Annotated in this window: 25 protein-coding genes, 2 tRNA genes and 1 pseudogene; 13 read left to right on the plus strand and 15 right to left on the minus strand. The window is 53.1% G+C overall.

Annotated features, from left to right (window positions below; genetic code table 11):
• Positions 1–4 precede the first annotated feature (4 nt).
• The 3 genes from WH50_RS24460 to WH50_RS24470 all read left to right on the plus strand — a co-directional run bounded on the left by WH50_RS24460 (position 5) and on the right by WH50_RS24470 (position 2,980).
• Positions 5–805 carry a carbohydrate ABC transporter permease gene (locus tag WH50_RS24460; RefSeq protein ID WP_104154997.1) on the plus strand — a complete coding sequence of 267 codons (801 nt, stop codon included), beginning with the start codon at positions 5–7 and terminating at the stop codon, positions 803–805.
• Between the two features lie 11 nt (positions 806–816).
• Positions 817–1,089, plus strand: a complete 273-nt coding sequence (locus tag WH50_RS24465) for a DUF2160 domain-containing protein (protein ID WP_110189949.1) — start codon at positions 817–819, stop codon at positions 1,087–1,089.
• Positions 1,090–1,246: 157 nt separating this feature from the next.
• Positions 1,247–2,980 (plus strand): ABC transporter substrate-binding protein, encoded by a 1,734-nt coding sequence (locus WH50_RS24470; RefSeq protein ID WP_104154995.1) that lies wholly within the window; start codon positions 1,247–1,249, stop codon positions 2,978–2,980.
• Positions 2,981–3,437: 457 nt separating this feature from the next.
• Here the strand turns inward: WH50_RS24470 and WH50_RS24475 are convergent.
• Positions 3,438–3,521 (minus strand) — tRNA-Tyr (locus WH50_RS24475).
• 89 nt (positions 3,522–3,610) lie between these two features.
• A tRNA-Tyr gene (locus WH50_RS24480) sits at positions 3,611–3,694 on the minus strand.
• Positions 3,695–4,128: 434 nt separating this feature from the next.
• On the opposite strand from WH50_RS24480, the gene nrdA reads away from it, so the two are divergent.
• The 4 genes from nrdA to WH50_RS24500 all read left to right on the plus strand — a co-directional run bounded on the left by nrdA (position 4,129) and on the right by WH50_RS24500 (position 8,357).
• Entirely contained in the window at positions 4,129–6,390 is a 2,262-nt protein-coding gene (gene nrdA, locus WH50_RS24485) for a class 1a ribonucleoside-diphosphate reductase subunit alpha (RefSeq protein ID WP_110189951.1), read from the plus strand.
• A 121-nt stretch (positions 6,391–6,511) separates the two neighbouring features.
• The gene (gene nrdB / locus WH50_RS24490; protein WP_110189953.1) at positions 6,512–7,642 is read left to right on the plus strand and encodes a class Ia ribonucleoside-diphosphate reductase subunit beta; all 1,131 of its coding nucleotides are present in this window, start codon (positions 6,512–6,514) and stop codon (positions 7,640–7,642) included.
• Between the two features lie 38 nt (positions 7,643–7,680).
• Positions 7,681–7,947 carry a class I ribonucleotide reductase maintenance protein YfaE gene (gene yfaE, locus WH50_RS24495; protein WP_104154992.1) on the plus strand — a complete coding sequence of 89 codons (267 nt, stop codon included), beginning with the start codon at positions 7,681–7,683 and terminating at the stop codon, positions 7,945–7,947.
• A 2-nt stretch (positions 7,948–7,949) separates the two neighbouring features.
• Entirely contained in the window at positions 7,950–8,357 is a 408-nt protein-coding gene (locus WH50_RS24500) for a hypothetical protein (RefSeq protein ID WP_133251423.1), read from the plus strand.
• A 78-nt stretch (positions 8,358–8,435) separates the two neighbouring features.
• On the opposite strand, the gene WH50_RS24505 is transcribed toward WH50_RS24500, so the two are convergent.
• The gene (locus WH50_RS24505; protein ID WP_110189957.1) at positions 8,436–9,785 is read right to left on the minus strand and encodes a class II 3-deoxy-7-phosphoheptulonate synthase; all 1,350 of its coding nucleotides are present in this window, start codon (positions 9,783–9,785) and stop codon (positions 8,436–8,438) included.
• A 265-nt stretch (positions 9,786–10,050) separates the two neighbouring features.
• Here WH50_RS24505 and WH50_RS24510 point away from each other — a divergent pair, with 265 nt between their 5' ends.
• The gene (locus WH50_RS24510; protein WP_110189959.1) at positions 10,051–10,782 is read left to right on the plus strand and encodes a response regulator; all 732 of its coding nucleotides are present in this window, start codon (positions 10,051–10,053) and stop codon (positions 10,780–10,782) included.
• Positions 10,779–11,264 (plus strand): hypothetical protein, encoded by a 486-nt coding sequence (locus WH50_RS24515; RefSeq protein WP_110189961.1) that lies wholly within the window; start codon positions 10,779–10,781, stop codon positions 11,262–11,264. Before WH50_RS24510 ends, WH50_RS24515 begins: the two co-directional genes overlap by 4 nt.
• A gap of 50 nt (positions 11,265–11,314) precedes the next feature.
• Here WH50_RS24515 and WH50_RS24520 read toward each other — a convergent pair whose 3' ends face one another.
• A complete protein-coding gene (locus tag WH50_RS24520) occupies positions 11,315–12,241 on the minus strand; it encodes a LysR family transcriptional regulator (RefSeq protein ID WP_104154987.1) in 927 nt (308 codons plus the stop codon).
• A 212-nt stretch (positions 12,242–12,453) separates the two neighbouring features.
• Positions 12,454–13,356, minus strand: a complete 903-nt coding sequence (gene argF / locus WH50_RS24525; protein ID WP_110189963.1) for an ornithine carbamoyltransferase — start codon at positions 13,354–13,356, stop codon at positions 12,454–12,456.
• 592 nt (positions 13,357–13,948) lie between these two features.
• Between argF and grxD the strand changes: the two genes are divergently transcribed.
• Entirely contained in the window at positions 13,949–14,266 is a 318-nt protein-coding gene (gene grxD, locus WH50_RS24530; protein ID WP_104154985.1) for a Grx4 family monothiol glutaredoxin, read from the plus strand.
• A gap of 145 nt (positions 14,267–14,411) precedes the next feature.
• On the plus strand, positions 14,412–15,014 hold the full coding sequence (locus WH50_RS24535) for a peroxiredoxin (RefSeq protein ID WP_104154984.1): 603 nt from the start codon (positions 14,412–14,414) through the stop codon (positions 15,012–15,014).
• A 97-nt stretch (positions 15,015–15,111) separates the two neighbouring features.
• On the opposite strand, the gene rnt is transcribed toward WH50_RS24535, so the two are convergent.
• Positions 15,112–15,720, minus strand: coding sequence for a ribonuclease T (rnt, locus tag WH50_RS24540; protein WP_110189965.1), 609 nt, complete (start codon positions 15,718–15,720; stop codon positions 15,112–15,114).
• Between the two features lie 308 nt (positions 15,721–16,028).
• Between rnt and WH50_RS24545 the strand changes: the two genes are divergently transcribed.
• Positions 16,029–16,907: a flagellar protein MotY gene (locus tag WH50_RS24545; protein WP_243410267.1), complete on the plus strand. Its 879-nt coding sequence runs from the start codon at positions 16,029–16,031 to the stop codon at positions 16,905–16,907.
• A 156-nt stretch (positions 16,908–17,063) separates the two neighbouring features.
• Entirely contained in the window at positions 17,064–17,471 is a 408-nt protein-coding gene (gloA, locus tag WH50_RS24550; protein ID WP_104154981.1) for a lactoylglutathione lyase, read from the plus strand.
• 79 nt (positions 17,472–17,550) lie between these two features.
• Here the strand turns inward: gloA and WH50_RS24555 are convergent, their stop codons facing one another.
• From WH50_RS24555 to WH50_RS26485, 9 genes and pseudogenes are all read right to left on the minus strand, one after another.
• Complete coding sequence (locus WH50_RS24555; protein WP_110189967.1) at positions 17,551–18,753, minus strand: MFS transporter; 1,203 nt, start codon at positions 18,751–18,753, stop codon at positions 17,551–17,553.
• Positions 18,754–19,168: 415 nt separating this feature from the next.
• A complete protein-coding gene (locus WH50_RS24560; protein WP_110189969.1) occupies positions 19,169–19,504 on the minus strand; it encodes a YdbL family probable chaperone protein in 336 nt (111 codons plus the stop codon).
• 9 nt (positions 19,505–19,513) lie between these two features.
• The gene (locus tag WH50_RS24565) at positions 19,514–19,708 is read right to left on the minus strand and encodes a YnbE family lipoprotein (protein WP_104154978.1); all 195 of its coding nucleotides are present in this window, start codon (positions 19,706–19,708) and stop codon (positions 19,514–19,516) included.
• A gap of 91 nt (positions 19,709–19,799) precedes the next feature.
• Positions 19,800–22,232 carry an intermembrane phospholipid transport YdbH family protein gene (locus WH50_RS24570; protein WP_110189971.1) on the minus strand — a complete coding sequence of 811 codons (2,433 nt, stop codon included), beginning with the start codon at positions 22,230–22,232 and terminating at the stop codon, positions 19,800–19,802.
• Positions 22,233–22,329: 97 nt separating this feature from the next.
• The gene (gene nth / locus WH50_RS24575; protein ID WP_110189973.1) at positions 22,330–22,965 is read right to left on the minus strand and encodes an endonuclease III; all 636 of its coding nucleotides are present in this window, start codon (positions 22,963–22,965) and stop codon (positions 22,330–22,332) included.
• Between the two features lie 141 nt (positions 22,966–23,106).
• Positions 23,107–23,823 (minus strand): electron transport complex subunit E, encoded by a 717-nt coding sequence (locus WH50_RS24580; RefSeq protein ID WP_104154975.1) that lies wholly within the window; start codon positions 23,821–23,823, stop codon positions 23,107–23,109.
• Positions 23,823–24,449, minus strand: a complete 627-nt coding sequence (rsxG, locus tag WH50_RS24585) for an electron transport complex subunit RsxG (RefSeq protein ID WP_110189974.1) — start codon at positions 24,447–24,449, stop codon at positions 23,823–23,825. Before rsxG ends, WH50_RS24580 begins: the two co-directional genes overlap by 1 nt.
• A 7-nt stretch (positions 24,450–24,456) precedes the next feature.
• Positions 24,457–25,491, minus strand: a complete 1,035-nt coding sequence (rsxD, locus tag WH50_RS24590; protein ID WP_110189976.1) for an electron transport complex subunit RsxD — start codon at positions 25,489–25,491, stop codon at positions 24,457–24,459.
• A 5-nt stretch (positions 25,492–25,496) separates the two neighbouring features.
• Positions 25,497–26,100: pseudogene (locus WH50_RS26485) on the minus strand (electron transport complex subunit RsxC); the annotation flags it as partial.

Genomic DNA, 26,100 nt, shown 5'->3' on the forward strand with positions numbered 1-26,100 from the left:
TGACATGACTACAAGAAAAAGCGTCCTGCTAGCGTTGTTTATTCTGTTCCTGCTGCTGCCGATCTACTGGTTGCTGAACATGTCGTTCAAGACCAACACGGAAATCCTGAGTGGGCTGACACTGTGGCCGGAAAACTTCACTCTGCATAACTACAAGGTGATTTTTACTGACCCCAGCTGGTACAGCGGTTACATCAATTCGCTGTACTACGTGTCCATGAACATGGTGATTTCCCTGCTGGTAGCCTTGCCTGCGGCCTATGCCTTTTCCCGCTATCGCTTTCTGGGGGACAAGCATCTGTTTTTCTGGCTGCTGACTAACCGCATGGCTCCACCCGCTGTCTTCCTGCTGCCGTTCTTCCAGCTGTATTCCTCCGTGGGGTTGTTCGATACCCATATAGCGGTGGCGCTGGCGCACTGTCTGTTCAACGTACCGCTGGCGGTATGGATTCTTGAAGGCTTTATGTCCGGGGTGCCGAAGGAAATAGATGAAACCGCTTATATCGACGGTTACAGCTTTCCGCGTTTCTTCCTGAAGATCTTCGTGCCCCTGATCGCTCCGGGGATCGGTGTGACGGCGTTCTTCTGCTTCATGTTCTCCTGGGTTGAGCTGTTGCTGGCGCGCACGCTTACTTCCGTAGAAGCCAAACCTATCGTGGCAGTGATGACCCGTACCGTTTCTGCGTCGGGTATTGACTGGGGAGTGCTGGCGGCAGCCGGAGTGTTGACCATTCTGCCGGGCATTCTGGTGATCTGGTTTGTGCGTAACCACGTTGCCAAGGGCTTTGCCCTGGGCCGGGTATAAGGAGCAGCGATATGAACTGGATGGCGTGGACTCTGCCTACTGTAGCTTTCTTTTCCATCATTGCCGTAATTCTGGTGTGCATGACGGTATGGGAGGTGCGTTCTCCCTGTGTGGATCGTCGTGGCTTTCTGCCCATCAGCACCACCCGTGGTGATCGGCTGTTTATCGGTTTACTGGTGAGCGCCTATATCCATCTGGCGGTTATAGGGCTGACTGAATGGAGCATCTGGATCGCCTTTGGCGTGTCTCTGGTGTGGATGTTTATCGTGATGAAATGGGGGTAACTGACGGTCGGAAAACAGGCAGATAGCCTGGTAGTGCAGTCGCCGCAGGAAGGGTTGCGGTACTGATGGTGAACGAGGGTGCGGCTGTCGTCCCTGAGGCGTGCGCTGGCACCGAGAGAGAAGTGTTTTCCTAGACAAACAACGAGATGAGGTGCATATGCACGACAATAAAAACAAAATGAAGCGCGCCGTTGTACTGAGCGCGATGTTGGTGATGTCAGGTATCAGCTGGGATGCGCTGGCAGACCAGTATCAGGATGCGGCGAAGAAGTGGGTTGGCTCTGAATTCAGTCCTTCGACCTTGTCCAAGGATGACCAGATGAAAGAGATGCAGTGGTTTATCGATGCCGCCAAGAAATTCCGCGGCATGGAAATCAATGTGGCCTCCGAAACTCTGACCACCCACGAGTACGAGTCCAAGGTGCTGGCGAAAGCCTTCACCGAAATCACCGGGATCAAGATTCATCATGATCTGATTCAGGAAGGTGATGTGGTTGAGAAACTGCAGACCCAGATGCAGTCAGGCAAGAACATCTATGATGGCTACATCAACGACTCTGACTTCATTGGTACTCATTTCCGCTACGGTAAAGTCGTCCCCATCAGCGATATGATCGCCGGTGATGGCAAGGATTACACCCTGCCAACCCTGGATCTGAAAGACTTTATCGGCCTGTCATTTACCACCGGTCCTGATGGCAAACTCTACCAGCTACCTGATCAGCAGTTTGCCAACCTGTACTGGTTCCGTGCTGACTGGTTTGCCCGTCCTGATCTGCAGGCCAAGTTCAAGGAAATCTACGGTTATGACCTGGGTGTACCCAAGAACTGGTCAGCCTATGAAGACATCGCTGAGTTCTTCACTGATAAGGTGAAAGAGATCGATGGTCAGCGTGTCTATGGTCACATGGATTACGGCAAGAAAGATCCCTCACTGGGCTGGCGCTTCACTGATGCGTGGTTCTCCATGGCCGGTGAAGGCGACAAAGGCCTGCCCAATGGCTTGCCTGTGGATGAGTGGGGTATTCGTGTAGAAGGTTGCCGTCCCGTTGGCTCCAGCGTTTCTCGTGGCGGTGCGACCAATGGCCCGGCTGCGGTATACGCCACCACCAAATATGTTGACTGGCTGCGTAAGTATGCGCCACCAGAAGCGCCCGGGATGACTTTCTCTGAAGCAGGTCCTGTTCCTGCGCAGGGTAACGTTGCCCAGCAGATTTTCTGGTACACCGCCTTTACCGCCGATATGACCAAACCAGGCTTGCCTGTGGTCAATGCCGACGGTACGCCCAAGTGGCGCATGGCACCTTCACCTGTCGGCCCATACTGGGAAGAGGGGATGAAGAAAGGGTATCAGGACGTAGGTTCATGGACCTTCATGAAGTCCACACCGGATGATCGTCGTCTGGCGGCGTGGTTGTATGCCCAGTTCGTGGTGTCCAAAACCGTATCCCTGAAGAAAACGCTGGTGGGTCTGACACCGATTCGTGAATCGGATATTACCTCACAGGCGATGACTGAAGTGGCGCCAAAGCTGGGTGGTCTGGTGGAGTTCTATCGTAGCCCTGCTCGTACCGAGTGGACGCCTACTGGAACCAACGTACCGGACTATCCAAAGCTGGCTCAGCTGTGGTGGCAACATATTGCTGAAGCGGCGAACGGCGACAAGACTCCTCAGGAAGCGCTGGATGGTCTGGCTGCTGATCAGGACAAGGTAATGGAGCGTCTTGAGCGCGCCAAGGTACAGGGTGACTGCGGACCCAAGCTGAATGAGCCGAAGGATCCCGAGTACTGGCTGAGTCAGCCAGGCGCGCCCAAGCCCAAGCTTGCTAATGAGAAGCCAAAAGGCGAAACCGTCTCCTATGACGAGCTGATTAAGTCCTGGCAGAAATAAGTGCCATAGCTCGAACGCGTTCACGTTCTAGCAGGCTCAGGTCAGACCAGGCGAAAAGCACTGAGGATACGAGCGTAGTGACCCTGCATAAGTATTCCGAGGTGTGTTTTCAACGAGGTGTGGCTAATGCGCAGCTGATCGTGAACATGTTCTGAGGCTTATTAGGTCTGAACAGGCAAATCTGGCCGCAGTTCCAATGGCAGCGTCATTGGGGCTGTGGCTTTTTTGTTGGTGTGACAGGTTGGAGAAGTGAGAAGAGCCAGACGATCGCCCTGAACAGGAGCAGAGGCAAGGCAGAGCCGATTTTGCCGGTATAACGGGCTGATTGATTTAAAACGAGGGCGTCTTAAGAGATTTAACTAAGTAAAAACAGACGCTAGAGGTATTTGGGATAGCTGACTGATGTAGTCAGAAAATCATGTTACTAAGGGGGGAAGTAGTAGATGAAGGATTCATCTGGTGGTGGGGGGTGGATTCGAACCACCGAAGCTCACGCGTCAGATTTACAGTCTGATCCCTTTGGCCACTCGGGAACCCCACCAGGATGAACACTTGTACGTTTGCTGGATTCCAGTTCAAGGAGGCTTAATGAACTGTCATTTTTGCGGTAGTGATGTCGTTGACATCACTTGGTGGTGGGGGGTGGATTCGAACCACCGAAGCTCACGCGTCAGATTTACAGTCTGATCCCTTTGGCCACTCGGGAACCCCACCGCGTCAAGTGAGGGCGCATAATATTGATTTCAGAGGACTTTGTAAATAGTCGTGTGCTGATTTTGTCTTGGTGCATTCGTCAGCAGAAGAAGAGAGAGCGCCTGTCAGATTGGGAATAAAGGGGTATTGAGCATTCCCTGAACAATGGTTTTTTTGATTACATAAAATAACAAAAAGGTCTTCAGGGGCTAATCTCCGATGAATCCTGACGTTGCTCTCCCTGCCCGCCGGAATACCCCAAAAGAGCTAAAAATCAAGTCTTGATGTGAGGTGGATGTACTCCTATATTTGCTGCCTATTGAATCCCTTGATACTACATCTTGTGCTTCTTCCTGATAGTGACTACTAGATAGAAGAGGCGCAAAGCTATTTGTGCGATGCTGATCAAGGTTTGAGCATTCTGGCAGCATACGTTGAGGACGGAAGACTTGAGCATGCAAGATATTATGGTGACCAAACGCGACGGGCGTAAGGAATCGATTGACCTGGACAAGATTCACAAGGTAATCGCCTGGGCCGCGGAAGGGTTGGAAAATGTCTCTGTTTCTCAGGTCGAGCTGAAAGCTCACTTGCAGTTCTTTGATGGTATTCGTACCAACGACATCCATGAGACGCTGATCAAGTCGGCAGCGGATCTGATCTCTGAAGATGCACCTGACTATCAGTATCTGGCAGCTCGTCTGGCAATCTTCCATCTGCGCAAGAAGGCATTCGGCCAGTTTGAACCGCCTCACCTGTTTGAGCATGTTTCCAAGTTGGTGGATTCAGGTCGTTATGATCGTCATCTGCTGGAAGATTACAGCCCTGAAGAGTTTGATCAGCTGAATGGTTTTCTTGACCACTGGCGTGATATGAATTTCAGCTATGCCGCCGTCAAGCAGCTGGAAGGCAAGTATCTGACCCAGAACCGTGTCACCGGCGAAATCTACGAAAGCCCGCAGCAACTATATATGTTGGTCGCAGCCTGTCTGTTTGCGCACTACCCCAAGGCTACCCGTCTGGATTACGTGCGTCGCTTCTACGATGCCTGCTCCAACTTCAAGCTGTCGCTACCAACCCCCATCATGTCTGGTGTGCGTACGCCTACCCGTCAGTTCAGCTCCTGTGTACTGATTGAGGCGGCGGATTCGCTGGACTCTATCAATGCCACTGCTTCTGCGATTGTGAAATATGTCAGTCAGCGAGCGGGCATCGGCGTCAATATGGGTAACATCCGTGCACTGGGCAGTCCGATCCGTGGTGGCGAAGCGTTCCACACTGGCATGATTCCTTTTGTGAAACACATCCAGACCGCCGTTAAGTCCTGTTCACAGGGCGGTGTTCGCGGTGGCGCAGCTACCGTGTTCTACCCCATTTGGCATCTGGAAGTAGAGTCGCTGCTGGTGCTGAAAAACAACCGTGGTGTGGAAGAAAACCGTGCCCGTCATGTGGATCACGCTTTCCAGTTCAACCGTCTGATGTACCAGCGCTTGATCAAAGGCGAGAACATTACCCTGTTCAGTCCTTCAGACGTCCCTGGCCTGTACAAGTCTTTCTTTGATGATCAGGAAGAGTTTGAGCGTCTGTACGTGCAGTACGAGCAGGATGCCAGCATCCGCAAGAAAACGGTGAAAGCGGTCGACCTATTCAGCATGTTTGCTCAGGAGCGTGCGCAAACCGGGCGTATCTACCTGCAGAACGTCGACCACTGCAACACCCGCAGTGCTTTCAACCCCAAGAAAGCGCCAGTACACCAGAGCAACCTGTGCATGGAAATCACCCTGCCAACCAAGCCGTTGTTCGATGTGCGTGATGCAGAAGGGGAAATTGCCCTCTGTACGCTGTCTGCGTTCAACCTGGGTGCGCTGGAGAACCTCGACGAGCTGGAAGAACTGTCTGAGCTGATCGTGCGTGCGCTGGACAGCCTGCTGAGCTATCAGGACTATCCGCTGCCTGCAGCCCACAGTGCTTCCATGAAGCGCCGCACTCTGGGTGTAGGCGTGACCAACTTTGCCTATTATCTGGCCAAGCATGGAGTGAAGTACTCTGATGGTTCTGCCAATGCGCTGACTCATCGCACTTTTGAAGCGATGCAGTATTTCCTGCTGAAAGCGTCCAATAAACTGGCCATCGAACTGGGGCAGTGTGAGGCATTTGCCGATACGTTCTATGCGGAAGGCCTGATGCCTATCGACACCTATAAGAAGGATGTTGATGGTTTCTGTCAGGAGCCTCTGCATCTGGACTGGGACAGTCTGCGGGACTCAATTGTGACCCATGGCCTGCGTAACAGCACCGTGACGGCAATCATGCCCTGTGAGACATCATCACAGATTACCAACTCCACCAATGGCATTGAGCCTCCCCGCGGCTTTGTTAGTGTCAAGGCAAGCAAGGACGGTATTCTCAAGCAGGTGGTGCCTGAATATGAGCGTCTGAAAGATAACTATGAGTTGTTATGGCAGATCCCTAACAATGAAGGTTACCTGCAGCTGGTGGGGATCATGCAGAAGTTTGTCGACCAGTCGATTTCTGCCAATACCAACTATGATCCTTCCCGTTTTGAAGGTGAGAAAGTGCCCATGAAGCAGCTGCTGAAAGATCTGCTGACGGCATACAAATACGGCGTGAAAACACTGTATTACCACAATACCCGTGATGGCGCGAAAGATGATCAGAGCGACTCTGGCTGCGAAGGCGGAGCGTGCAAGCTGTAACAGCTGATCGTACTACTGCAGGGGGCTTCGGCCCCTGTACGGCAGCGAATCTCGCCCCTGTATGGCAAGCCTGTGCAGGTTCTGCGTTTCCCGGACTTTTCAGAATAGTTTTAACATCATCATGGCCTACTCAACCTTTAACCGAAACGTTTACGACCACCTGCGTCAACCCATGTTCTTCGGTGAGAACGTTAACGTTGCCCGTTATGATCAGCAGAAGCATCCGATCTTTGAAAAGCTGATTGAGAAACAGCTGTCTTTCTTCTGGCGCCCGGAAGAGGTCGACCTGACCACTGATCGCAAGGATTTCGTCAATCTGCCTGCCCATGAACAGCACATTTTCCTGAGTAATCTGAAATACCAGACACTGCTGGACTCGGTACAGGGGCGTTCACCCAACGTGGCATTCCTGCCTGTGGTGTCGTTACCAGAGCTGGAAACCTGGCTGGAAACCTGGTCGTTCAGCGAAACCATCCACAGCCGCAGTTACACCCATATCATTCGCAACGTGGTCACTGATCCTTCCAAGGTGTTTGATGACATCCTGCTGAACGAGGAGATCACCAAGCGCGCTATTTCTGTCACGGCGTACTACGACGATTTTATTGAGGTGTCCTCGCTGTATACCCTGTATGGCGAAGGCTGCCATGTAGTGAATGGCAAAGAGATCGATATCAGTCTGCGAGAGCTGAAAAAGAAACTCTACCTGACGCTGGCCTCAGTCAACGTGCTGGAAGCGATCCGCTTCTACGTCAGTTTTGCCTGTTCTTTTGCTTTCGCTGAGCGGGCTCTGATGGAAGGCAATGCCAAAATCATCAAGTTCATCGCCCGTGATGAGGCGCTGCATTTGTCTGGTACGCAACAGATGCTGAGCCTGATGGCTTCTGGCAGTGATGATCCTGAAATGGTGGATGTTGCGCGCGAATGCCGTGATGAAGTTATCGAAATTTTCCGGCAGGCTGCAGAGCAGGAAAAAGAGTGGGCTCAGTACCTGTTCAAGGATGGCTCCATGATCGGTCTGAACGCCAACATTCTCGGTCAGTACGTGGAGTACATCACCAATGTCCGTATGCGGGCGCTGGGGCTGGAACCTCTGTTCAGTGTGCACAGTAATCCGCTGCCCTGGATCAACAGCTGGCTGACCAGTGATAACGTTCAGGTAGCGCCGCAGGAGTCGGAGATCAGCTCTTATCTGGTCGGTGCTATCGACAGTAGCGTGGATAGTGATGACTTCGATGATTTCGACCTGTAATTGAAGCGCTGATGAGTGTGATGGGCAGGGCTCGGTGAATGGATGCAGTGCGCCGTATTCGAGTAAATGACAGCCTGGAGTTTGACTACCAGCAGGAGTTCTCTCTGCTGGATGCCCTCGAGGCGCGGGCAGTTCCCGTCCTGCATAGCTGCCGTGGCGGTTATTGTGGTTGCTGTAAGGTGCGCTTGAGTGAGGGTCGTGTCAGCTGGCATCAGGATAGCCTGGTGCCTTTGCAGGATGATGAAATCCTGTGCTGTTGTTGCACACCCCTGACGGCCATTGCCATCAATGTGCCGGAATGCTGAGGATGAAGATGGCCTGGTTCTGGTTGCTGGCGGTGGTAATGATTGCCGCAGGTGTCTATCACAGCCTGCGCATCAAGGATCAGGTGAAGTTAGTCGAGCAAACTGGCTTTCATATTGATAAACGCTTCTTTTCTTCGCCGTCGTTGGCGCTGGATGATCAGCATCAACAGCTGGCACTTATCTATTCTCAGCGACTTGAAGTGCGGCCTTATAAGGATGTGGTTGCGTTTCAGCGGCACTATCGCACTCTGGATCATGGTAACAATCAGGGGCTTTATATTGCCCTGTATTGGCAGCAGAGTGATGACCCCATGCTGCTGAAAGCGGATCGTGAGTCGGAGTGGGATGCCTTGTCTGCCGAGTTGCGACAAAGATTTGATGAGAGGCCAACGGTAAGGGCATTGCATTAGCCCGAACAGCTTGGCGATATGTACAAAAACGCCGCTGATTGATGAGATCAGCGGCGTTTTTTTCTTGTACAGCTATGACTAGCGCCGAGCGTCTTTCAGTGTGTCTGCAATCAGGAATGCAAGCTCCAGAACCTGATCAGCGTTTAGGCGCGGATCACAATAGGTGTGATAGCGATCGCCCAGCTGCTCTTCAGTGATCTGGTAGGCGCCGCCGATGCATTCTGTCACGTTCTTGCCAGTCATCTCGAAGTGCACGCCACCAGCATAAGAGCCTTCTGCCTTGTGAATCTGGAAGAAGGATTTCACTTCCGACAGCACCTGAGCTACTGAGCGGGTCTTGTAGCCGCTGCTGGCTTTAATGGTGTTGCCATGCATGGGGTCGCTGGACCACAGAACCTTACGCCCTTCGCGCTGAATGGCGCGAATCAGTGCTGGCATGTGCTCCTCAACCTTACCCGCACCCATGCGCACAATGATATTCAGGCGGCCAGGATCGTTGTCAGGGTTAAGGATGTCGATCAGATGCAATAACTCATCCGGATCGGTAGTGGGGCCTGCTTTGATGCCTATGGGGTTGTGCACACCACGCAGAAACTCAACATGAGCACCATCTGGCTGACGGGTACGGTCACCAATCCACAGCATGTGGGCCGAGCAGTCATACCACTGACCGGTCAGGCTGTCCTGACGGGTGAGAGCTTCCTCGTAAGGCAGCAGCAGTGCTTCATGTGAAGTATACAGAGCGGTTTCCTTCAGTTGAGGCGTGTTGCTGGCATGAATGCCACAGGCCTCCATAAAGGTAAGCGCTTCATCGATACGGGTGGCCAGGCTCTGATAGCGCTCACCAAGGGGGCTTTTCTCAACGAAGTCGAGGTTCCACTGATGAACCTTGTGCAGGTCTGCCATGCCGCCCTGGGCAAAGGCGCGCAGCAGGTTCAGTGTCGCTGCCGCCTGATTGTAGGCTTTGACCATACGCTCAGGGTCAGGGGTGCGAGACTCTGCCGTGAAGTCAATGTTGTTGATGATGTCGCCACGATAGCTGGGCAACTCAATACCATTGATGGTTTCAGTGTCTGCAGAACGTGGTTTGGCAAACTGACCCGCCATGCGTGCTACTTTTACGACTGGGCAGCTTCCGGCGAAGGTAAGTACCACTGCCATCTGTAGCATGATTTTGAATGTGTCACGGATATTGTTGGCGCTGAACTCAGCGAAGCTCTCGGCACAGTCTCCGCCCTGCAGCAGGAAGGCTTTGCCTTCAGTAACGAGCTGAAACTGGCGGCGCAGTTCGCGCGCTTCACCGGCAAATACCAGTGGGGGAAGTGCTGCCAGTTGCTGCTCAGCCTGATGTAACGCATCGGCATTAGGGTACTGGGGGATTTGGCGAATCGGATGACTACGCCAGCTGGAAGGCGTCCACGGCTTCATTGCGGGGTATCCTGTCGTGTCTTTACGTACGTCTGGGGAGCCGAACATAGTTCCAGAGTTACTGTAGATACGCAAGGTTCGAGGTCAGATAAATCAACGATCTTTTAACTGAACGTAGCTTTTTGTGAAAGCGTAACTATTGAGTATAATTCCCCAAACATTTATAAGCTGTAGTGCGCTATATTCACTTTTTGTTCACTGCGCTTACATCAATCCGTACTCACTATAACGGTGAGCATACACTTTCCAGCATCACGGATAAGAAATGGAAACACAAGATACCAGTCATATCCTGATCGTCGAGGATGACGAGCGCTTGGCGGCGTTGACTAAGGAATATTTAGAGAACAATGGCCTCACGGTGACCGTCGAATCCAATGGTGCTCAGGCAATAGAACTGATCAAGCGTGCTGCACCTGATCTGGTTGTACTTGATCTGATGTTGCCCGGTGAGGATGGTCTCAGTGTTTGTCGACAGGTGAGACCGGGATACTCCGGCCCCATTCTGATGCTGACATCACGCAACGATGATCTTGATCAGGTGCTGGGTCTGGAGATGGGAGCTGACGATTATGTCACCAAGCCCGTGCGCCCACGTGTTCTCCTGGCTCGTATTCGCGCGCTGCTGCGTCGGGCACAAGGTAGTAAAGAAGCCCAGACCCCTGCGCCCGTGGTCCCTGCATCGGAGCAGAACTACTACGAGTTTGGCAATCTGGTGCTGGACAACGGCAAGCGTGAAGCCTGGCTTAACGATGAAAGCATTGATCTGACGAGTGCTGAGTTCGACCTGTTATGGCTGCTGGCAAGTAATGCTGGAAGAGTGCTGACCAGAGAGGAAATCTTCACTGCACTGCGTGGTATTGCCTACGACGGGCAAGATCGCTCTATTGATGTGCGCATTTCCCGCATTCGTCCCAAGATTGGTGATGACCCTATCCATCCTCGTCGTATTAAAACTGTACGTAGCCGTGGTTATCTGTTTGTAAAAGAAGCGTGATCAAACTTCGTATATTTCTCCTTATGCCCACACTCTTGTGGGCAGCATTAGGACTTCCCACTGTTTCTGCTGACACCCCGCTTGCGACAGCTCCTGCCGAGGCGAGGGTGTTTGGTTTGTATCTGGGCTCGACAGATCGTGATGAGTTCTATCGAGCTATTGTTAGCTCTGGTGGGAAGCGTCTGTTCCGGCGCAGTAGTTCTGATGTCTATCTGATTACTTCTATCTATCCTAAGGCTGCTAATTGTCGGGTAATCTTCGACGCAGATGAGCTTGTACAGGAGGTCATATTCAACTTTAATCCAGACTCCTTGAGTAAGGAGGAGTTGCTGGCCATCGTTGAGCAGCGTTATGGGAAACCACAGAGCTATGAGCCCGGCTTGCAAGGGGAGGGGAGTTATTACTGGCTGTTTCCTCACTCGGGAATAAGGCTCTACTACCTGCCGACATCAACCAGTCAGATCCAGTACTATCTTCGCTAAGCTGTGCTCGGCAGTGCAAGCAAAGGTTGATCTCTGCCTGGTAGAGGAGGTTACTTGCTGCTATCTGGCGGGCGAATCCCATGCAGAGTCTTGAAGGACAGGTCTTGTGCAGAGCGGATGAAGTCCTGAATATATTCTGCCTCTTTCTGCTCTTCTCTCACCGCTGCGTAGAGTGTTGACCACACCCCTTTGTTTCCTAGCGGACGTGCAACCACATAATCTCTTTCCAGGTACTCAGTAAGGGCCCAGTTCGGTAAGGCGCAGACGCCACGGCCACTGGCGACCAGCTGAATCATCATCAGTGTGAGTTCGGCATTGCGAATGGCGTCGGGCTCGACATCTGCCGGGTCAAGAAAGCGAGTGAAGACATCCAGCCGATCACGCTCAATGGGGTAGCAGATTAGCGTTTCGTTCTCTAAATCTGTTGGCTCGATATGGCTCTTGCGAGCCAGTGAGTGGCGTTTGCCTATGGCCAGCAGCATCTCGTAGCTGAACAGGGGGATATAGGCAAGTGTGGGCGTTACGACTGGATCGGAAGTAATCACCATATCCAGCTCGCCTCTAACCAGTGCCTGCAGCGGGGTAAAGCTGAAGCCACTCATCAGGTCCATTTCAACTTCAGGCCAATTATCACGATACTGATCGATCGTTGGCATTAGCCACTGGAAGCAGCTATGGCATTCGATAGCTATATGCAGACGCCCGGTTTCTCCCCCTGCCAGACGGGCGATATCACGCTCTGCGTTTCTTGCCATAGGTAAAATGTCGTCAGCTAGTACCAGTAGACGCTGTCCGGCGCTGGTGAAGATCAGTGGTTTGGTCTTGCGAATAAACAAAGAGCAGTTGAGTCTGTCCTCCAGATCTTTGATCTGATGAGACAGAGCCGACTGGGTGAGATGTACACGTTCTGCTGCCTCAACCAAACTTCCGGTTTCTCTTAAGGCAACCAGGGTACGTAAGTGACGCAGTTCAATCATGCCTGACAATCTAAAGCTAACCTAAGGCAGTTATGAATGAGATTTATAGATCTGTCAAAGCCAAAGCAGCAGAAATGCCCGTTACAGGCATAACTTGTCGTGCTTCTTTACAGAACATTATGAATGGAAGTGTAGCTGAAGCGGTTACCAAGACTGGTAAGGGTAACGGCTTCAGCCAGTGGCGATAAGGTATATCGCTATATTGGGTGGGATCAGGTGAGCAGAAACTCCAACAGAGCCTTTTGTGCATGCAGTCGATTTTCTGCTTGAGTAAACACAGCTGAGCGAGGATCGTCCAACATGTCTTCGCTGATCTCCTCTCCACGGTGGGCCGGCAGGCAATGCAAAAATATGGCGTCAGGGTCGGCAATATCCATCAATGCAGGTGTAACCTGATAGGCGGCAAAATCCAGTTTGCGCTGCTTGGCTTCTTCTTCCTGACCCATTGAAGCCCAGACATCAGTCGTGATGAGATGGGCGCCTTTTACTGCCTCTTCAGCAGAGGTGAAAAGTTTCACTCGGTCACCTGCTTTTTCAAGCATGGCGGCGTCAGGTGCGTATCCCTGCGGGCAGGCAATATGAAGTTTAAAGTCGAATAGGTTGGCAGCATTGATGTAGGAGTTGCACATGTTATTGCCATCCCCAATCCATACAGCGACTTTATCTTTGATGTCGCCACGCAATTCAAAGTAGGTCTGCATGTCTGCCAATAGCTGACAAGGATGGTAATCGTCTGTCAGACCATTGATTACAGGCACACTCGAATACGCTGCAAAGCGTTCTACCATGGCGTGATCAAAGGTGCGGATCATGACTGCATCCACCATGCCAGACAGGACGCGGGCGGTGTCCTCAATGGGCTCGCCGCGGCCTAACTGTGTGTCTCGTGGTGAAAGGAAAATGGCACCACCACCAAATTGAATCATGCCAGCTTCAAAAGACACTCGAGTCCGGGTGGAGGATTTTTCGAAAATCATCCCTAACACTCGATTTTTCAACGGCTCGTAGACTTCTCGGCGTCGGTGCATGGCTTTCAGTTCCAAGGCGCGCGCAATCAATTGGCGCAGTTCCGCTGAGTTAAAGTCTGTAAGGGTTAAAAAATGCCGAGTATTCATGGTCTCTCTTCACAGTCCGAGCGCTGTCAGAAATAAAAATCCCAACCGTCATGCCCGTTTGGGGACAGTCTCTTCATGCCCAGGTTTGGTTGATTCGCTGTTTGCTGGAAAGCTGATAGCACCGTTGGATTTGGTGCGCAGGTAACCAGCAGTGATATTGAAATCAGGCGAATGTAATTCAGTAGTGCGTCTACTGCTTTTTGAACGGCTTCATTTTCCAGAGGTAAAAGGCAGATACAGAAGCCGAGCAGTATTATTCTCATGCCGTGAGGGATTAATCAATACCCCTAAATATTCGAAACTGCATGTATATCAAAGCTAAGTGATAGAAACTGACTGCCAGTCGGCTGGTCGTATGTAGGTGAGTTGAACTCTTGGATGAGGCTGTATATTGAAAGTTAACAGCGCGCTTCTTGGGCTGCATACGGTGCTTGCGGTGTGATACATCGCTACTGGGAATTCTTCTCTGTTGCTCTTGTAAAGCGGCCACTTTGCCCTGATATCTTGCACAGCGAGAGCGGTATGCGATGACTGACTGCCAAGTTTGGTCTTGTTATACTGCGGTCCAAACCAGCCTACCGAGTCTGTGACCATGGATATTGTTGAATCAATCAAAAAGCAAATCAGTGAAAACTCAATCCTGCTTTACATGAAGGGCACTCCCCAGTTCCCGCAGTGTGGCTTCTCTTCTCGTACTGTTGAAGCGGTCATGGCCTGTGGGCACAAGTTTGCCTACGTCAATATCCTTGAGCATCCCGATATCCGTTCAGAGCTGCCCAAATTTGCAAACTGGCCAACCTTCCCTCAGCTGTGGGTGAACGGTGAACTGGTTGGCGGCTGTGACATTGTCACTGAAATGGCTCAAAGCGGCGAGCTGCAACCGTTGTTGGATGCAGCGGTTAAAGCCTGATCTGGATTGCTGCAATGGCGGAGCGATCTCAGCTTTGAGGTTGCTCGGTTGTCCAGTAATACAATTGCAGCGCGAAGCGTTGATACTTTGGAAACGTCCCATCGCCGGGATGTTTTTGTCATTAAAACACGGAGAATATTGACCCATGAGCGTACTCGTTGGTAAGCAAGCCCCTGATTTTACTGCTGCTGCTGTACTTGGTGATGGTCAGATCGTTGACAGCTTCAACTTGAAAGAAGCCATCAAAGGTAAATATGGTCTGGTGTTCTTCTATCCCCTGGACTTTACCTTTGTATGCCCTTCAGAGCTGATTGCTCTTGACCATCGTGTAGAGGCTTTCCAACAGCGTAATGTGGAAGTCATTGGTGTATCGATCGATTCTCAGTTCACGCACAATGCCTGGCGTAACACTGCAGTAAACGATGGTGGTATCGGTCCAGTCAAATACACCCTGGTTGCTGATACCAAACATGAGATTTGCCGCGCTTACGACGTTGAAGCTGATGAAGGCGTTGCGTACCGTGGTGCTTTCCTGATCGATCAGAACGGTGTTGTTCGTTCACAAATCGTCAATGACCTGCCGCTGGGTCGTAACATGGAAGAGCTGCTGCGTCTTGTCGATGCGCTGCAATTCCACGAAGAGCACGGCGAAGTATGTCCTGCTAACTGGAAGAAAGGTGATGCCGGCATGCAGGCTAGCCCCGATGGCGTCGCCAGCTATCTGGCAGGTAATGCAGACAAGCTGTAATAGCTCTGTCTGGTTTGCATTAAAACAAAACCCGGCCTTGAGCCGGGTTTTGTTTTATAGAGAAGAGCGAATGCAGTGTGTGCCAGCGAGATGGGTGTTACAGGTTCCAACCGCCCAAAGTGCGCCACTGATTGACGATTCCGCAAAACAGATGGGCCGTTTTTTCAGCATCGTATCGCGCTGAATGGGCTGAGCGGCCATCAAACTCGATAGATGCAGCCTCACAGGCTTTTGCCAGTACGGTCTGGCCATAAGCCAAACCTGCGAGGGTCGCGGTATCGAAGCTGGAAAAGGGATGGAATGGATTACGCTTGTGGTCACAGCGAGCCACTGCTGCATTCAGGAAGTTCAAGTCAAATGAGGCGTTATGGCCCACTAATATGGCGCGTTTGCACCCATAGGCTTTGATAGACTTACGCACGGGTCTGAAAATGGTGTCCAGTGCTTCAAGCTCGCTGACGGCGATAGCCTTGCGCTCCTCACTCCAGGGATCGATGCCCGTGAATTCCAGTGCGCTGTTTTCGAGGTTGGCGCCTTCAAAGGGGCTGACATGACAGTCGATGGCTTCCATTGGGTAGAGCCAGCCTTGTTCATCCATACCTATGACCACTGCAGCTACTTCCAGCAGAGCATCTGTCTGGTGATTGAAACCCGCGGTTTCAACGTCGATTACGACCGGAAGATAACCGCGAAAGCGGTTGGCCATCAATGCATCAGGTGTGGACACAATATTACCTTTGTCAATTAATCCATCGCGCGCGCAGGCATTCTAACAACTCCATTGAGCGCAAACAAATTGCCAGCAAGGCGCTGCATTAAACTGGCCAGGTGGTGTTTAACAGAGAGTGGCATTGTCGATCTCAAGAGATTCGAATTGACGCCGATAAATGGGGGTAGTTGTAAAACACATGCTTCGTCAGTCATTCCAGCTGCGCAGGCATTGTTCCGTAACCCCTGAATGGTGAGTAACAGCACGTGATGCAATATTGCCGCATTCTGATGTGTGGACTGCTGATGACATGGGTGCCCAGCACCTATGCTGTTACCTTTGCTGCAGGTATGGAAAATACCAAATGGAATATTGAAGCATCGCCGTTCACCTGCAAGCTCAGCCAGGATATTCCTGCCTTCGGCAAGGCAATATTTGAGCACGAGGCAGGCGAGCCCGTATTGTTTTATCTGGAGGCGCGGCAGCGCGACATGTTGCGTGGAAATGCTGAACTTTTGGCGGAGTCCCCTTCCTGGCGTCCCGGTGATGCCAACTTGCCGATTGCCAGAGTCAATCTCGATCAGGGAGAAGATCGGGTGATGGTGGCCTCGAAAGATGCAGAGGTCATGCTGGCGGCCCTTTATCAGGGCAAATTTCCTACCTTTAACTCTCCCAAATGGTTAGGTAGCCCGAGCAGCCTGAAAGTGCAGGTATCGTCAGTCAATTTTCAGAAAGCTTATGACGATTATCAGACCTGTGTGGCAGGCCTTCTTCCAGTTAACTTCCGACAGATTGCCAGAACCGCAGTGCTGTTCAACTCAGCTGGCACGGATCTGTCTGATGAGGCGAAAGAAAGACTGGAGCTGATTTCCCGTTACGTCAAAGTGGATAAGTCCGTTGTTTCTATCTACATCGATGGTCACACGGATAGTCAGGGACGGCGCCTGCAGAACCGCGATTTGTCCAAGCGTCGGGCACAGGCTGTGACCGATTTTCTGGAGAAAAAGGGTGTCCCGAACAGCATGATCGTTACCCGCTTCCACGGTGAGCGCTATCCCGTAGTAGATAACAAGACTCCCGAACATCGTGCCCGCAACCGTCGTGTTACTATCCGGCTGGACAAGGAGGCTGAAGATAACGGCGACTTCCCTGAAGAAAGTCCTACCGACACCAGCCAGCAATAGAGCGAGTAGCGGGCGAGCCTTTCTTTCCTCAGGTCAAGTGATGCGGGCTGTGTTTTGAGCAAGCGCCTGCTTTGGACTTGGAAAACCCTATTCTGATCCTTACCTTACAGTCTTCGTGAAAGTGACGGCCTGCTAAGGCTCAATGAGGAAAGCTGAATGCGTATTCTGCATACCATGCTGCGAGTGGGTGACCTGCAGCGTTCAATCGATTTTTATTCCAGCGTGCTGGGTATGCGCCTGCTGCGTCAATCCGAAAATGCCGAGTACAAATATACTCTGGCCTTCATGGGCTATGGTGAAGAGACTGAAACGGCCGTTATTGAGTTGACCTACAACTGGGGTGTAGACAGCTATGACCTGGGCACTGCTTATGGTCATATCGCCATTGAGGCGGATGATATCTATGCCATGTGCGACGCGATCAAAGCCCAGGGCGGTAAAGTGACACGAGAGCCTGGTCCGGTTAAAGGAGGCTCAACGGTAATTGCCTTTGTTGAAGATCCTGATGGCTACAAGATTGAGCTGATTGAGAAAAAAGGCGCAGGAAAGGGCCTGCAAGGCTAATCGGTAGTAGTTAACTGCAGAATCAGATGTAAATGAGCGAGGCCCTGGCCTCGCTTTTTGCCTCTTGGGCATCGATGCATCAAGCTGCAGCGGGTGTGCACTGCAATTGTTGGCTGCGCAGGCGCAGGTGATAGGAAAAGCCCAACACCATGAGAGTCAGCCAGACTGAACCTATGGGAATCATCCAGTAGGCTTGCTTCAGTCCAAGGTGTTCTGCCAGGAAACCAGTAATGAAGGAGAAAGCCTGTGCACCTATGGAGACGGAGATAACTGCAATCCCAGACAAAATAGGGCCGCTGTCCTGATCCAGTCCCATGGCATTGGACAGAATAAGGGGGAAGAGCCCGCCTAAACCGAGGCCCAGCATGAAGTTGCCATACTGCATCAACTCGGTTGAGTCAGCCAGTTTCAGCATCGCTCCACCCACCCCCGCCAGAATGGCCATGCCAATCATCAGCACGTACAGGTTGATGATACGCAGCAGAAAGATAAAGCCCAGCCGGCTCAGGACCATGCCACCCGTAAAGAACGCAAAACTGTAGCGTGCAGCCTCGCCATCCATGCCGACACCGTTCTGGGCATAGCTTACGAACCAGTTGCCATTTCCCCACTCCACCGCGCCATAACTAAACATTGCCAGTGCCATCAGCAGAAAGACCGGCTGCGACAAGACCGGGCCGTAGCTCAGTGTCTTGCCATGCTGTTTGCTGGAGGCGCCGCCGTAGCTATCCAGCTCGCTGGAGTGATTAAGCCAGGCCCAGATACCCATCAATGCAAGGCCAGCACCTAAGACACGAATCGGCCAGCGCCAGTCCAGATCCAGCAGATACAGACCTGTTACCAGAAAGGGAACTGCCATCGTGCCGAGACTGTAAGCAAAGTCTCCCAGCCCCATCATGGTTGAGCGGCGCCTGGCGTGCAGGCTGGCTGTCAACGTATGGCCAATGGTGAACATGATCGAGTTCAGGGTGCCGATAATAAAACTCAGGATCAGCAGCAGTTGCCAGCTGCTAACCCATGACAGAATCATCAGGAAACCACAGACCATCCAGGCCAGAACAGCAAACAGGCGCATAAAGGGGAAGCGCTGGATGTACTTTCCTCCAAGGAAGGCGCCGGCCACCATGCCGAAGGAAAAGAGGGTGAAGAAACTACCGGATATCACATCACTCATGTGCAGCTCGGTTGCCAGCTCAGGCAGTACCACGCCCCATGCCAGAGCTACACAACCAAGTAAAAAGTAACCGGTATAGATAATGATGGTCACCACTAAAGGGTTCATGACCAATATGCTCCTGAAGTTCACAGATTACTGCGTCTGCAAAGACGGCAGCTAACATCAATCAAGCGCAACCTACGGTGGATATCCGTGGTGGCACACATCTGCTGCGCGAGCTGGACTCAACCACATCATGAGTAGCCATACGCCATCAGGGCGTCGAGCTATTAGGTTGTGGAGGAGTGTTCAGGGGGATTGTTATTGGTATGAACGGAGGCGCAGGCCTGATCGTCATGCAGAAGTGCAAATATTCCGTATCTGAGGGAGTTGGAACAGACGTTTTAGGCTGGCTGTATTTTAGTCGAGGGGCTGCTGCAGGGTAAGAGCGGAAGCTCTTCTGTGTGGTTATTTTTAATGAAAATTTGTATCTGAAGCGGTTGAAAAGGTGATGCCCGTCGACGGAGCATCACCACAGGTGTTACTTCTTCTGCCACTGGCCGCTGCTGTTCTGGATATATTCACCCGGAGCGGCCTTCTCGTTCAGGCGCTGGCCGATACGGACTTCCATAACGTCCAGGCTCACGCCTGCTTTCTTGGCGTTGTCGAGATACACCGCTTTGCGTTTGCTGTTGATGTCATTTACCAGAGCATCGACCTCACCGTTGCCTTTGACGATGGCCACCAGATAGCCGCGATTACCTTCACCTACCAGCCCCTGACTTTTAGCGGCATCAAGACTGATGGCAAAGGCCGGTAGTGAAAGGAACAGGCTGAGAAAGGGAATAAGCCAGAAACGTTTGCTATTGCTGATCATAGGGCTACCTCAGAACAGATCACTATTCTTGTCGAGCAGGGTATCAATCTGGCGGTCCAGTTTGACGAGTACTTCATGCTCAATCTTGACGTTCAAGTTGATAGTGATGGGTTTGTCAGGGGCTTCAACCTTGACGCTGGGGGTGCAGCCTGCGACAACGATCAGGGCACCCAACAGAGCCGTGAGTGTTGGCATTGTCTTCATGTTTTCTCACTTTACTGTGCCGTTAAGGAAGCATGCCGCCATGTCCGACATCATGTCGAGACGAGATGCTTGCACCAATGAGTGGATCGACTCAGCGTGACAGCTGTTGCTGAATTCGTTCTCCCAGAACGGTATTGAGCTTGCCGGTAACCTGCAGGGAGCGCAAGAGCTGCAGCAGGTTTTCCTCCACACTGATATTGAAGTTTACTGCCCGTCCTTGCTCAAAAGCCGGGTTACTGCCCTCCAGGTGAGTCTGCAGTAGCAACTTACCATCGGCTGCATAATCGACATTGGCATCAAGAGAGTTGAAGTGGAAGTCACCCAGCAGAGCGGAAACGGAGGCCAGTTGTGGATAGGTCTGGCTCATGGCTTCCAGACCCAGGTTGCCGGTATAGCTGAGCTTGCCGCCTGAGCCACTGGCCGACAGATAACCCTGTTCTATACGCAGACCCTGCTGATCATAGTGGAAGGGGAGCGTGCCACTGATACGTCCTTGCCCCTGCAGTGGCGAGGAAGGGTGGGTGGCCATGATTGCCGCCAGCGACATATCGCTCAGCAGTAGCCGTCCGTCAACAGGGCCCGGGTAGCTGAAGCTGGTGGGATTGACGCGAATATTGCCGTCAAGAATATCGCTGCTCAGCTGATTGAGAGCAACCTGATAACGGTTTGGGTTATAGCGGATGTCGGCCTGTCCGCGGAAGTTCTTGATGCCTAACAGTTCATAGCGAGGTAAGGAGCTGGTCAGCGACAGGGTGCCTGTATCGGGTGATCCTTGCAGTCGGTAGTTAACCTTGAAGTCACTCCAGGCCGGGTAACCATCCCACTCTCCGTCGCTATCCAGCTCGCCACGGCCGTTAAAGGTCAGGCCGCCAGTAAGATTGTACTGTCCGCTCCAGCTCAACTGGCCAGACAGCTGGCGGAGTTCGGGCTGGTTGAGATACGGACGCAGAGGAGCCAGTGCCAGATTAAGCTGGGCTGTGCCGGTATGGGCGGTGTCGCTGATATCGCCTGCCAGTGACAGCGATGACTGCAAGGCATTCACTGTGACGTTGTAGTTGCCGTGGTTGGCGACCTGCAGGGCCTGAGCTGAGACCATGGCTGATACTGGTTGCTGCCTGATCGTCAGCGGCAGTGTCTGTTGTGGCAGGGAAACGTTAAACGCGACCGGGTGTTCTGGTTGCAGCAAGAGTCGCTCCAGCTGGAGGGTCCAGGCAAAGGCAGACGCTTTTAACTGAGCGGCAGGCAGTTGCAGTCCCTGACTGCGCCACTGCAGGCTGGCAGGTACCAGAGTGATGTCGTGGCTCAGACTGTTCCAGTTAAAGCTGATCGGAGCCGGCCAGTTCAACTGACTGGGCGCCAGTTGCAGTGTATCCAGTTGAGCCCGGCCCAGGTTGATCTGGCCATTGCTGTCTAGTTGCAGCTGCAAGCCCTGATCGGTATCGACCAGACTCCAGGGCAGTGCGGCATGCACAGAGTCGAGGAACATATTGCCCTGGAACCAGTGTGGCAAGGACAGCAGAATGGTACCGCCCAGTTGCTGGTCATCAATTTGCTCCAGCGACGCCACCAGCTGCTGGCCGCTGTTGTCGGGAAAGTTGGCTGTCAGGCTGATGTCGCCATTGAGCCGTGGACGCGGATGGGCGAAGTCCCAGGTCAGAATTGATCCTTCGCCAACACTGGCATTGAGATAGGTGAGAGGGGGCAGCGACAGGTCCAGTTCACGGGTATCCAGTGGCCATTCAACGGCGGAGGGCTGAGCAAAGCGCACTTCCATGCCCTCATTGTTGGCATCGATGTCTGCTACGACTTCTCCGTCAATCGGCTGCTGGCTCCACTGAGGTAACTGCCAGTGCCCGCGCACCCGGGTGTTTATCCGCAGTGGATAGCTGTCATTGCCTTCCAGCCAGTGCAGGCTGAGTTGCAGCTGATTGCGATTAGCCTCTGTACTGGCCTCCTCACGAGGCTGGCTGAGGGTCATATCCAGACTGGCGGCACCGGTCAGCCTGGCCTGTACATCGAAAGGGTCATTGATGGCATCCAGCTTCAGCTGGCCATCCAGCGTGCCGCCATCCAGGTCCAGACCCAACTGACCCTGCAAGGTCCAGCCTTGTGCATCGATCTCCAATGCGTCAATTTTCAGATGGTTGGAGGGAATACGGCGCAGCCAGTCACGCGGGGGGAGCGGCGGTATTACCGTTGTACTGGCCTGTTGCTGAGGTTTGAGGCTGAGTTTGGCCTCTCCAATGTGCAGATTCTCGACATAGCCCTGAGCCAGAGTGGGAGGGGCATACTGGATGCCCACCTGATTCAGGGACAGGCTGGCTTCCCCATTCTCCAGCACCAGATAGTCCAGATACCAATGGCGCAGATCGGGATGGCCGACCTTTACCCCGGTTACCTGCCAGCCAGGCAAAGCGCGTTGCACCAGCAGATCGAGCACTGGCGGCAGGGTGGTCGGCAGCGTCAGGTAAAGAGCCAGGACGACAAAGACCAGCCCCAGTAGGACGTACCCGATTCGCTGCATGTAACCCTCCCTGATGAAACATTTATGGACGCACCGATTATGCCTATTCGCCCAAAAAGCATAAATGTCTTATAGCGCAAGAATCGGCGAAAGGTCTTTATATTTCAGTTTTCTCTTTGAACTCACACAGATCGGCAATAATGCAGGCGCCACAGCGTGGTTTGCGGGCCACGCAGACATAGCGACCATGCAGGATCAGCCAGTGATGGGCATCCAGGCGGAATTCCCGTGGTACATGACGCATCAGCTTGTCTTCGACCTCCACCACATCTTTGCCGGGGGCAATGCCTGTGCGGTTGGAGACGCGGAAAATATGGGTATCTACCGCGATGGTTGGCTGGCCAAAGGCGGTGTTCAGCACCACATTGGCTGTTTTGCGGCCCACTCCCGGCAGGGATTCAAGTGCCTCGCGTACAGGAGGGACTTCCCCCTGATAATTCTCCAGCAAAATACGGCAGGTTTTGATGACATTCTCGGCCTTGCTGTTAAACAGGCCGATGGTCTTGATGTAATCCCTGATACCATCAACTCCAAGATCCAGCATGGCTTGAGGAGTATTGGCGACAGGAAACAGCCGAGCAGTGGCCTTGTTGACGCTGACATCGGTGGCCTGGGCTGACAGCAGTACGGCAATCAGCAGCTCAAAGGGGGTGGTGTAGTTCAGTTCTGTGGTGGGGTGAGGGTTGTCGTCGCGCAGGCGGGTAAAAATTTCCAGACGTTTGATTTTATTCATTGGCCATTAATCACGGTGGTCGGAAGCGATGAAAAAACGTTCACGATCAACCCTGTGTCCCTGTACTGTCAGCCCTACAAGGTTCAATCGCCAAACAGGCATTCAGGGTGGCGATTGCCACCCTGAATGTCAAAGCCTGGATCACTCAACATGGCCGGTAACGCGCACACGTTTGCTACCGGTACTGGCGGTGTCTGTATGAGTATGGGCTTGCGCTGCACGCTCTTTCAGATGACGGTCGATAATGTTCTTCAGGGAAATCAGCAGGCCTAAAGCGACAAAGGCGCCGGGTGGCAGCACCGCGAACAGGAAGCCTGGGTAGTTATGGAACACCACAATCTTCCAGTGTGCGGCCACGGGACCAAACAGCAGCTCCATCTGATTGAACAGGGTGCCCTGACCAATCAGCTCACGAATACCACCGAGAAGCACCAGTACCAGCGTAAAGCCCAGGCTCATGGTGAAGCCATCCCAGGCGGACGCCAGTACACCATTCTTGCTGGCAAAGGCGTCTGCGCGGCCAAGAATGACGCAGTTGGTCACGATCAGCGGAATGAAAATACCGAGAATCTCATACAGCTCATAGGTGAACCCCTGCATCAGCAGCTCTACGCAGGTCGTAAGGGAAGCGATGATCATTACGAAGGCGGGCAGGCGAATGGCGTCGGTCACCTGATTACGAATTAGCGACACCACCAGATTGGAGCTAGTCAGTACCGCCATAGTGGCGAGGCCCAGACCGAGGGCATTGACGACTGATGCCGATACTGCCAGCAAGGGGCACAGACCCAGCAGCTGCACCAGCGCAGGGTTGTTCTTCCACAACCCCTGCAGGGTAATTTCCTTGAAATCACTCATTATTTGGGGGCTCCTGCCAGGGTCAGCAGCTGACCCTTGTTAGCCTGAAAATATTCCAATGCGTCGTGAATAGCGCCGACAACCGCGCGGGGGGTAATGGTTGCCCCGGTAAACTGATCAAACTCGCCGCCGTCTTTCTTGACGTGCCACTGTTCGCCCGTGGTATTGGCCAGCGATTTACCGGTAAAGTTCTCGATCCAGCTGGATTTGCGGGTTTCGATCTTGTCCCCCAGCCCCGGGGTTTCCTTGTGCTCTACCACGCGGACGCCCGCCAGATCGCCGTTGGACCACACGCCGACGATGATGCGAATGTCGCCACTGTAGCCTTTGTGTGTCACCACCGGCAGAAATACTGCATTGACTTGTCCCTGCAGCACGGACTGCAGCACTTCAGCGGCGTGCTCATTACCCAGGGTGCCGGCAGGCAGGGTAATGACATGCTTGAAGAAGGGGCTGTCATGTTTGGCCGCTGGGACCATTTCATCCAGCGCCTTGGTTGCTGCTGACAGTTTATTCGCCTCAATGCGCGGTGCCGTCAGGGTCTGGGTCAGGGCAATGGTCCCTGCGGTAATGACCGCGAAAATACCGAGGCCGATACTGTTACGTCTAATGGAATCAATCAGCATCTGGCACTTACCCTTTTTTCGGCAGGCCGCGTCTGGCTTTCTTGTGGCCGTAGGTGCGCGGTTGGGTGTAGTAATCGAGGAAAGGGGCAGCCAGGTTCATCAGCAGCACGCCAAAGGCCATGGCATCAGGGTAGTTACCCCAGGTACGGATAACATAAAGCAGAATGCCAATGCCGGCACCATAGATCAGCTTGCCCTTGTTGCTGGTCGCAGCGGTCACCGGGTCGGTGGCGATAAAGAATGCCCCGAACATGGTGGCACCGGCCATCAGATGGAATATCGGGCTGCTGAAATTACTGGTATCACCTGCGTAGAACAGGCCGGAAATGATCAGCAGGGCAGCCAGCAGGCTGACCGGGATATGCCAGGTGATCACGCGGCGATACAGCATGTACAGGCCACCCAGTACCCACGACAGACTGAGCCAGATCCAGGTGGGCCAGGCGCTGTTCAGATCAGCGTTGTGTTGCCATACCTCTTCATTGGTCAGGCTGCCTTTGTGACGGATGACATCCAGTGGCGTGGCGGAAGTGATGGCGTCAGGCAGCGCCAGGCTGCCCTGAAAGATCAGATGCAGGCCTTCGGCAAAGCTCGGTGGGGTGGTCAGGTTGGCTGAGGCTGCCCATTGCGTCATGGGAACAGGCAGGGCAATCAGCAGCAGGGCGTACCCGATCATGGCGGGGTTGAAAGGGTTGTAGCCCATGCCGCCATAGAGTTGCTTGGCAAAGATAATGGCAAAGGCGGTCCCCAGTACGGTCAGCCACCAGGGCGCATAGCCGGGCAGGGACAGTGCCAGTAACCAGGCGGTCACCAGTGCGCTGGCATCTTTCAGATAGAAGCTTACCGGCCGTTTACGCAGCTTCATGATGGCGGCTTCGCACACCAGAGCGGTGACGGAGGCTATCACCAGCTGGATCAGGCTTCCCCAGCCAAAGAACCAGGTCAGGGTGGCCAGACCGGGCAGGGTAGCCAGCAGCACTGTCTGCATGACCTGCGATGTGCTGATGGGCTTATGAGTAAAAGGTGAACTTGCGTGAATCATGTCTCTCAACCCTGTGCAGCAGTCAGTGCCTGACTGGCCTGTTCTGCCTGTGCTTTGGCCTGTTCAACGGCCGCCTGCTGGGCACTGATGTCCGTCCCGTCGGCTTCAGCCTGACTCAAGGCCCGCTCGGCTTTTTTCAGCGCAGCATTGGCCATCGCGGCATTGATCTTCAGCTGTTTGATATCGGCGGCTGGTGCAGCAGGCACAGGCGCGTCGACCGTCGTACTGCCGTTTTCCGCCTGTTCCAGAGCCTGCTGGGCTTCGTCGGCTTTCTGCTGCAATTGCTTGACGGTATCGCGCAGTGGCTCGCAGCCATCCAGGCCTTTTTCTTCGGCATTCTTTAATGCCTGCTCAGCCTTCTTCAGCTTGGTACGGGCAACCGCCGCTTCTGTCTTCAGGGTCTTGAGATCCTTGACCGCAACAGTAGCGGCTTCAGTCGCTGTCGCTCCCGACTCCGCCTGTTGCAATGCCTTTTCTGCCTGTTGTGCGATATGGTTCAGCTGATTGAATTCGGCTTCCAGCTGAGCAATATCGCCTTCACCACTTTCCCGTGCGGCAGCCAGTGCTTTCTCGGCTTTTTTTGCTTTGGTGCGGGTAATGGCGGCATCA

The organism is Pokkaliibacter plantistimulans (assembly GCF_003194385.1).
Classification (GTDB): domain Bacteria; phylum Pseudomonadota; class Gammaproteobacteria; order Pseudomonadales; family Balneatricaceae; genus Pokkaliibacter; species Pokkaliibacter plantistimulans.

What these genes read in the sequence shown, in the direction of transcription:
- WH50_RS24460 (WP_104154997.1), top strand. Translation starts at nt 5, where the DNA reads ATGACTACAAGAAAAAGCGTCCTGCTAGCGTTGTTTATTCTGTTCCTG.
- WH50_RS24465 (WP_110189949.1), top strand. Translation starts at nt 817, where the DNA reads ATGAACTGGATGGCGTGGACTCTGCCTACTGTAGCTTTCTTTTCCATC.
- WH50_RS24470 (WP_104154995.1), top strand. Translation starts at nt 1,247, where the DNA reads ATGCACGACAATAAAAACAAAATGAAGCGCGCCGTTGTACTGAGCGCG.
- nrdA (WP_110189951.1), top strand. Translation starts at nt 4,129, where the DNA reads ATGCAAGATATTATGGTGACCAAACGCGACGGGCGTAAGGAATCGATT.
- nrdB (WP_110189953.1), top strand. Translation starts at nt 6,512, where the DNA reads ATGGCCTACTCAACCTTTAACCGAAACGTTTACGACCACCTGCGTCAA.
- yfaE (WP_104154992.1), top strand. Translation starts at nt 7,681, where the DNA reads ATGGATGCAGTGCGCCGTATTCGAGTAAATGACAGCCTGGAGTTTGAC.
- WH50_RS24500 (WP_133251423.1), top strand. Translation starts at nt 7,950, where the DNA reads ATGAAGATGGCCTGGTTCTGGTTGCTGGCGGTGGTAATGATTGCCGCA.
- WH50_RS24505 (WP_110189957.1), bottom strand. Translation starts at nt 9,785, where the DNA reads ATGAAGCCGTGGACGCCTTCCAGCTGGCGTAGTCATCCGATTCGCCAA.
- WH50_RS24510 (WP_110189959.1), top strand. Translation starts at nt 10,051, where the DNA reads ATGGAAACACAAGATACCAGTCATATCCTGATCGTCGAGGATGACGAG.
- WH50_RS24520 (WP_104154987.1), bottom strand. Translation starts at nt 12,241, where the DNA reads ATGATTGAACTGCGTCACTTACGTACCCTGGTTGCCTTAAGAGAAACC.
- argF (WP_110189963.1), bottom strand. Translation starts at nt 13,356, where the DNA reads ATGAATACTCGGCATTTTTTAACCCTTACAGACTTTAACTCAGCGGAA.
- grxD (WP_104154985.1), top strand. Translation starts at nt 13,949, where the DNA reads ATGGATATTGTTGAATCAATCAAAAAGCAAATCAGTGAAAACTCAATC.
- WH50_RS24535 (WP_104154984.1), top strand. Translation starts at nt 14,412, where the DNA reads ATGAGCGTACTCGTTGGTAAGCAAGCCCCTGATTTTACTGCTGCTGCT.
- rnt (WP_110189965.1), bottom strand. Translation starts at nt 15,720, where the DNA reads ATGGCCAACCGCTTTCGCGGTTATCTTCCGGTCGTAATCGACGTTGAA.
- WH50_RS24545 (WP_243410267.1), top strand. Translation starts at nt 16,029, where the DNA reads ATGACATGGGTGCCCAGCACCTATGCTGTTACCTTTGCTGCAGGTATG.
- gloA (WP_104154981.1), top strand. Translation starts at nt 17,064, where the DNA reads ATGCGTATTCTGCATACCATGCTGCGAGTGGGTGACCTGCAGCGTTCA.
- WH50_RS24555 (WP_110189967.1), bottom strand. Translation starts at nt 18,753, where the DNA reads ATGAACCCTTTAGTGGTGACCATCATTATCTATACCGGTTACTTTTTA.
- WH50_RS24560 (WP_110189969.1), bottom strand. Translation starts at nt 19,504, where the DNA reads ATGATCAGCAATAGCAAACGTTTCTGGCTTATTCCCTTTCTCAGCCTG.
- WH50_RS24565 (WP_104154978.1), bottom strand. Translation starts at nt 19,708, where the DNA reads ATGAAGACAATGCCAACACTCACGGCTCTGTTGGGTGCCCTGATCGTT.
- WH50_RS24570 (WP_110189971.1), bottom strand. Translation starts at nt 22,232, where the DNA reads ATGCAGCGAATCGGGTACGTCCTACTGGGGCTGGTCTTTGTCGTCCTG.
- nth (WP_110189973.1), bottom strand. Translation starts at nt 22,965, where the DNA reads ATGAATAAAATCAAACGTCTGGAAATTTTTACCCGCCTGCGCGACGAC.
- WH50_RS24580 (WP_104154975.1), bottom strand. Translation starts at nt 23,823, where the DNA reads ATGAGTGATTTCAAGGAAATTACCCTGCAGGGGTTGTGGAAGAACAAC.
- rsxG (WP_110189974.1), bottom strand. Translation starts at nt 24,449, where the DNA reads ATGCTGATTGATTCCATTAGACGTAACAGTATCGGCCTCGGTATTTTC.
- rsxD (WP_110189976.1), bottom strand. Translation starts at nt 25,491, where the DNA reads ATGATTCACGCAAGTTCACCTTTTACTCATAAGCCCATCAGCACATCG.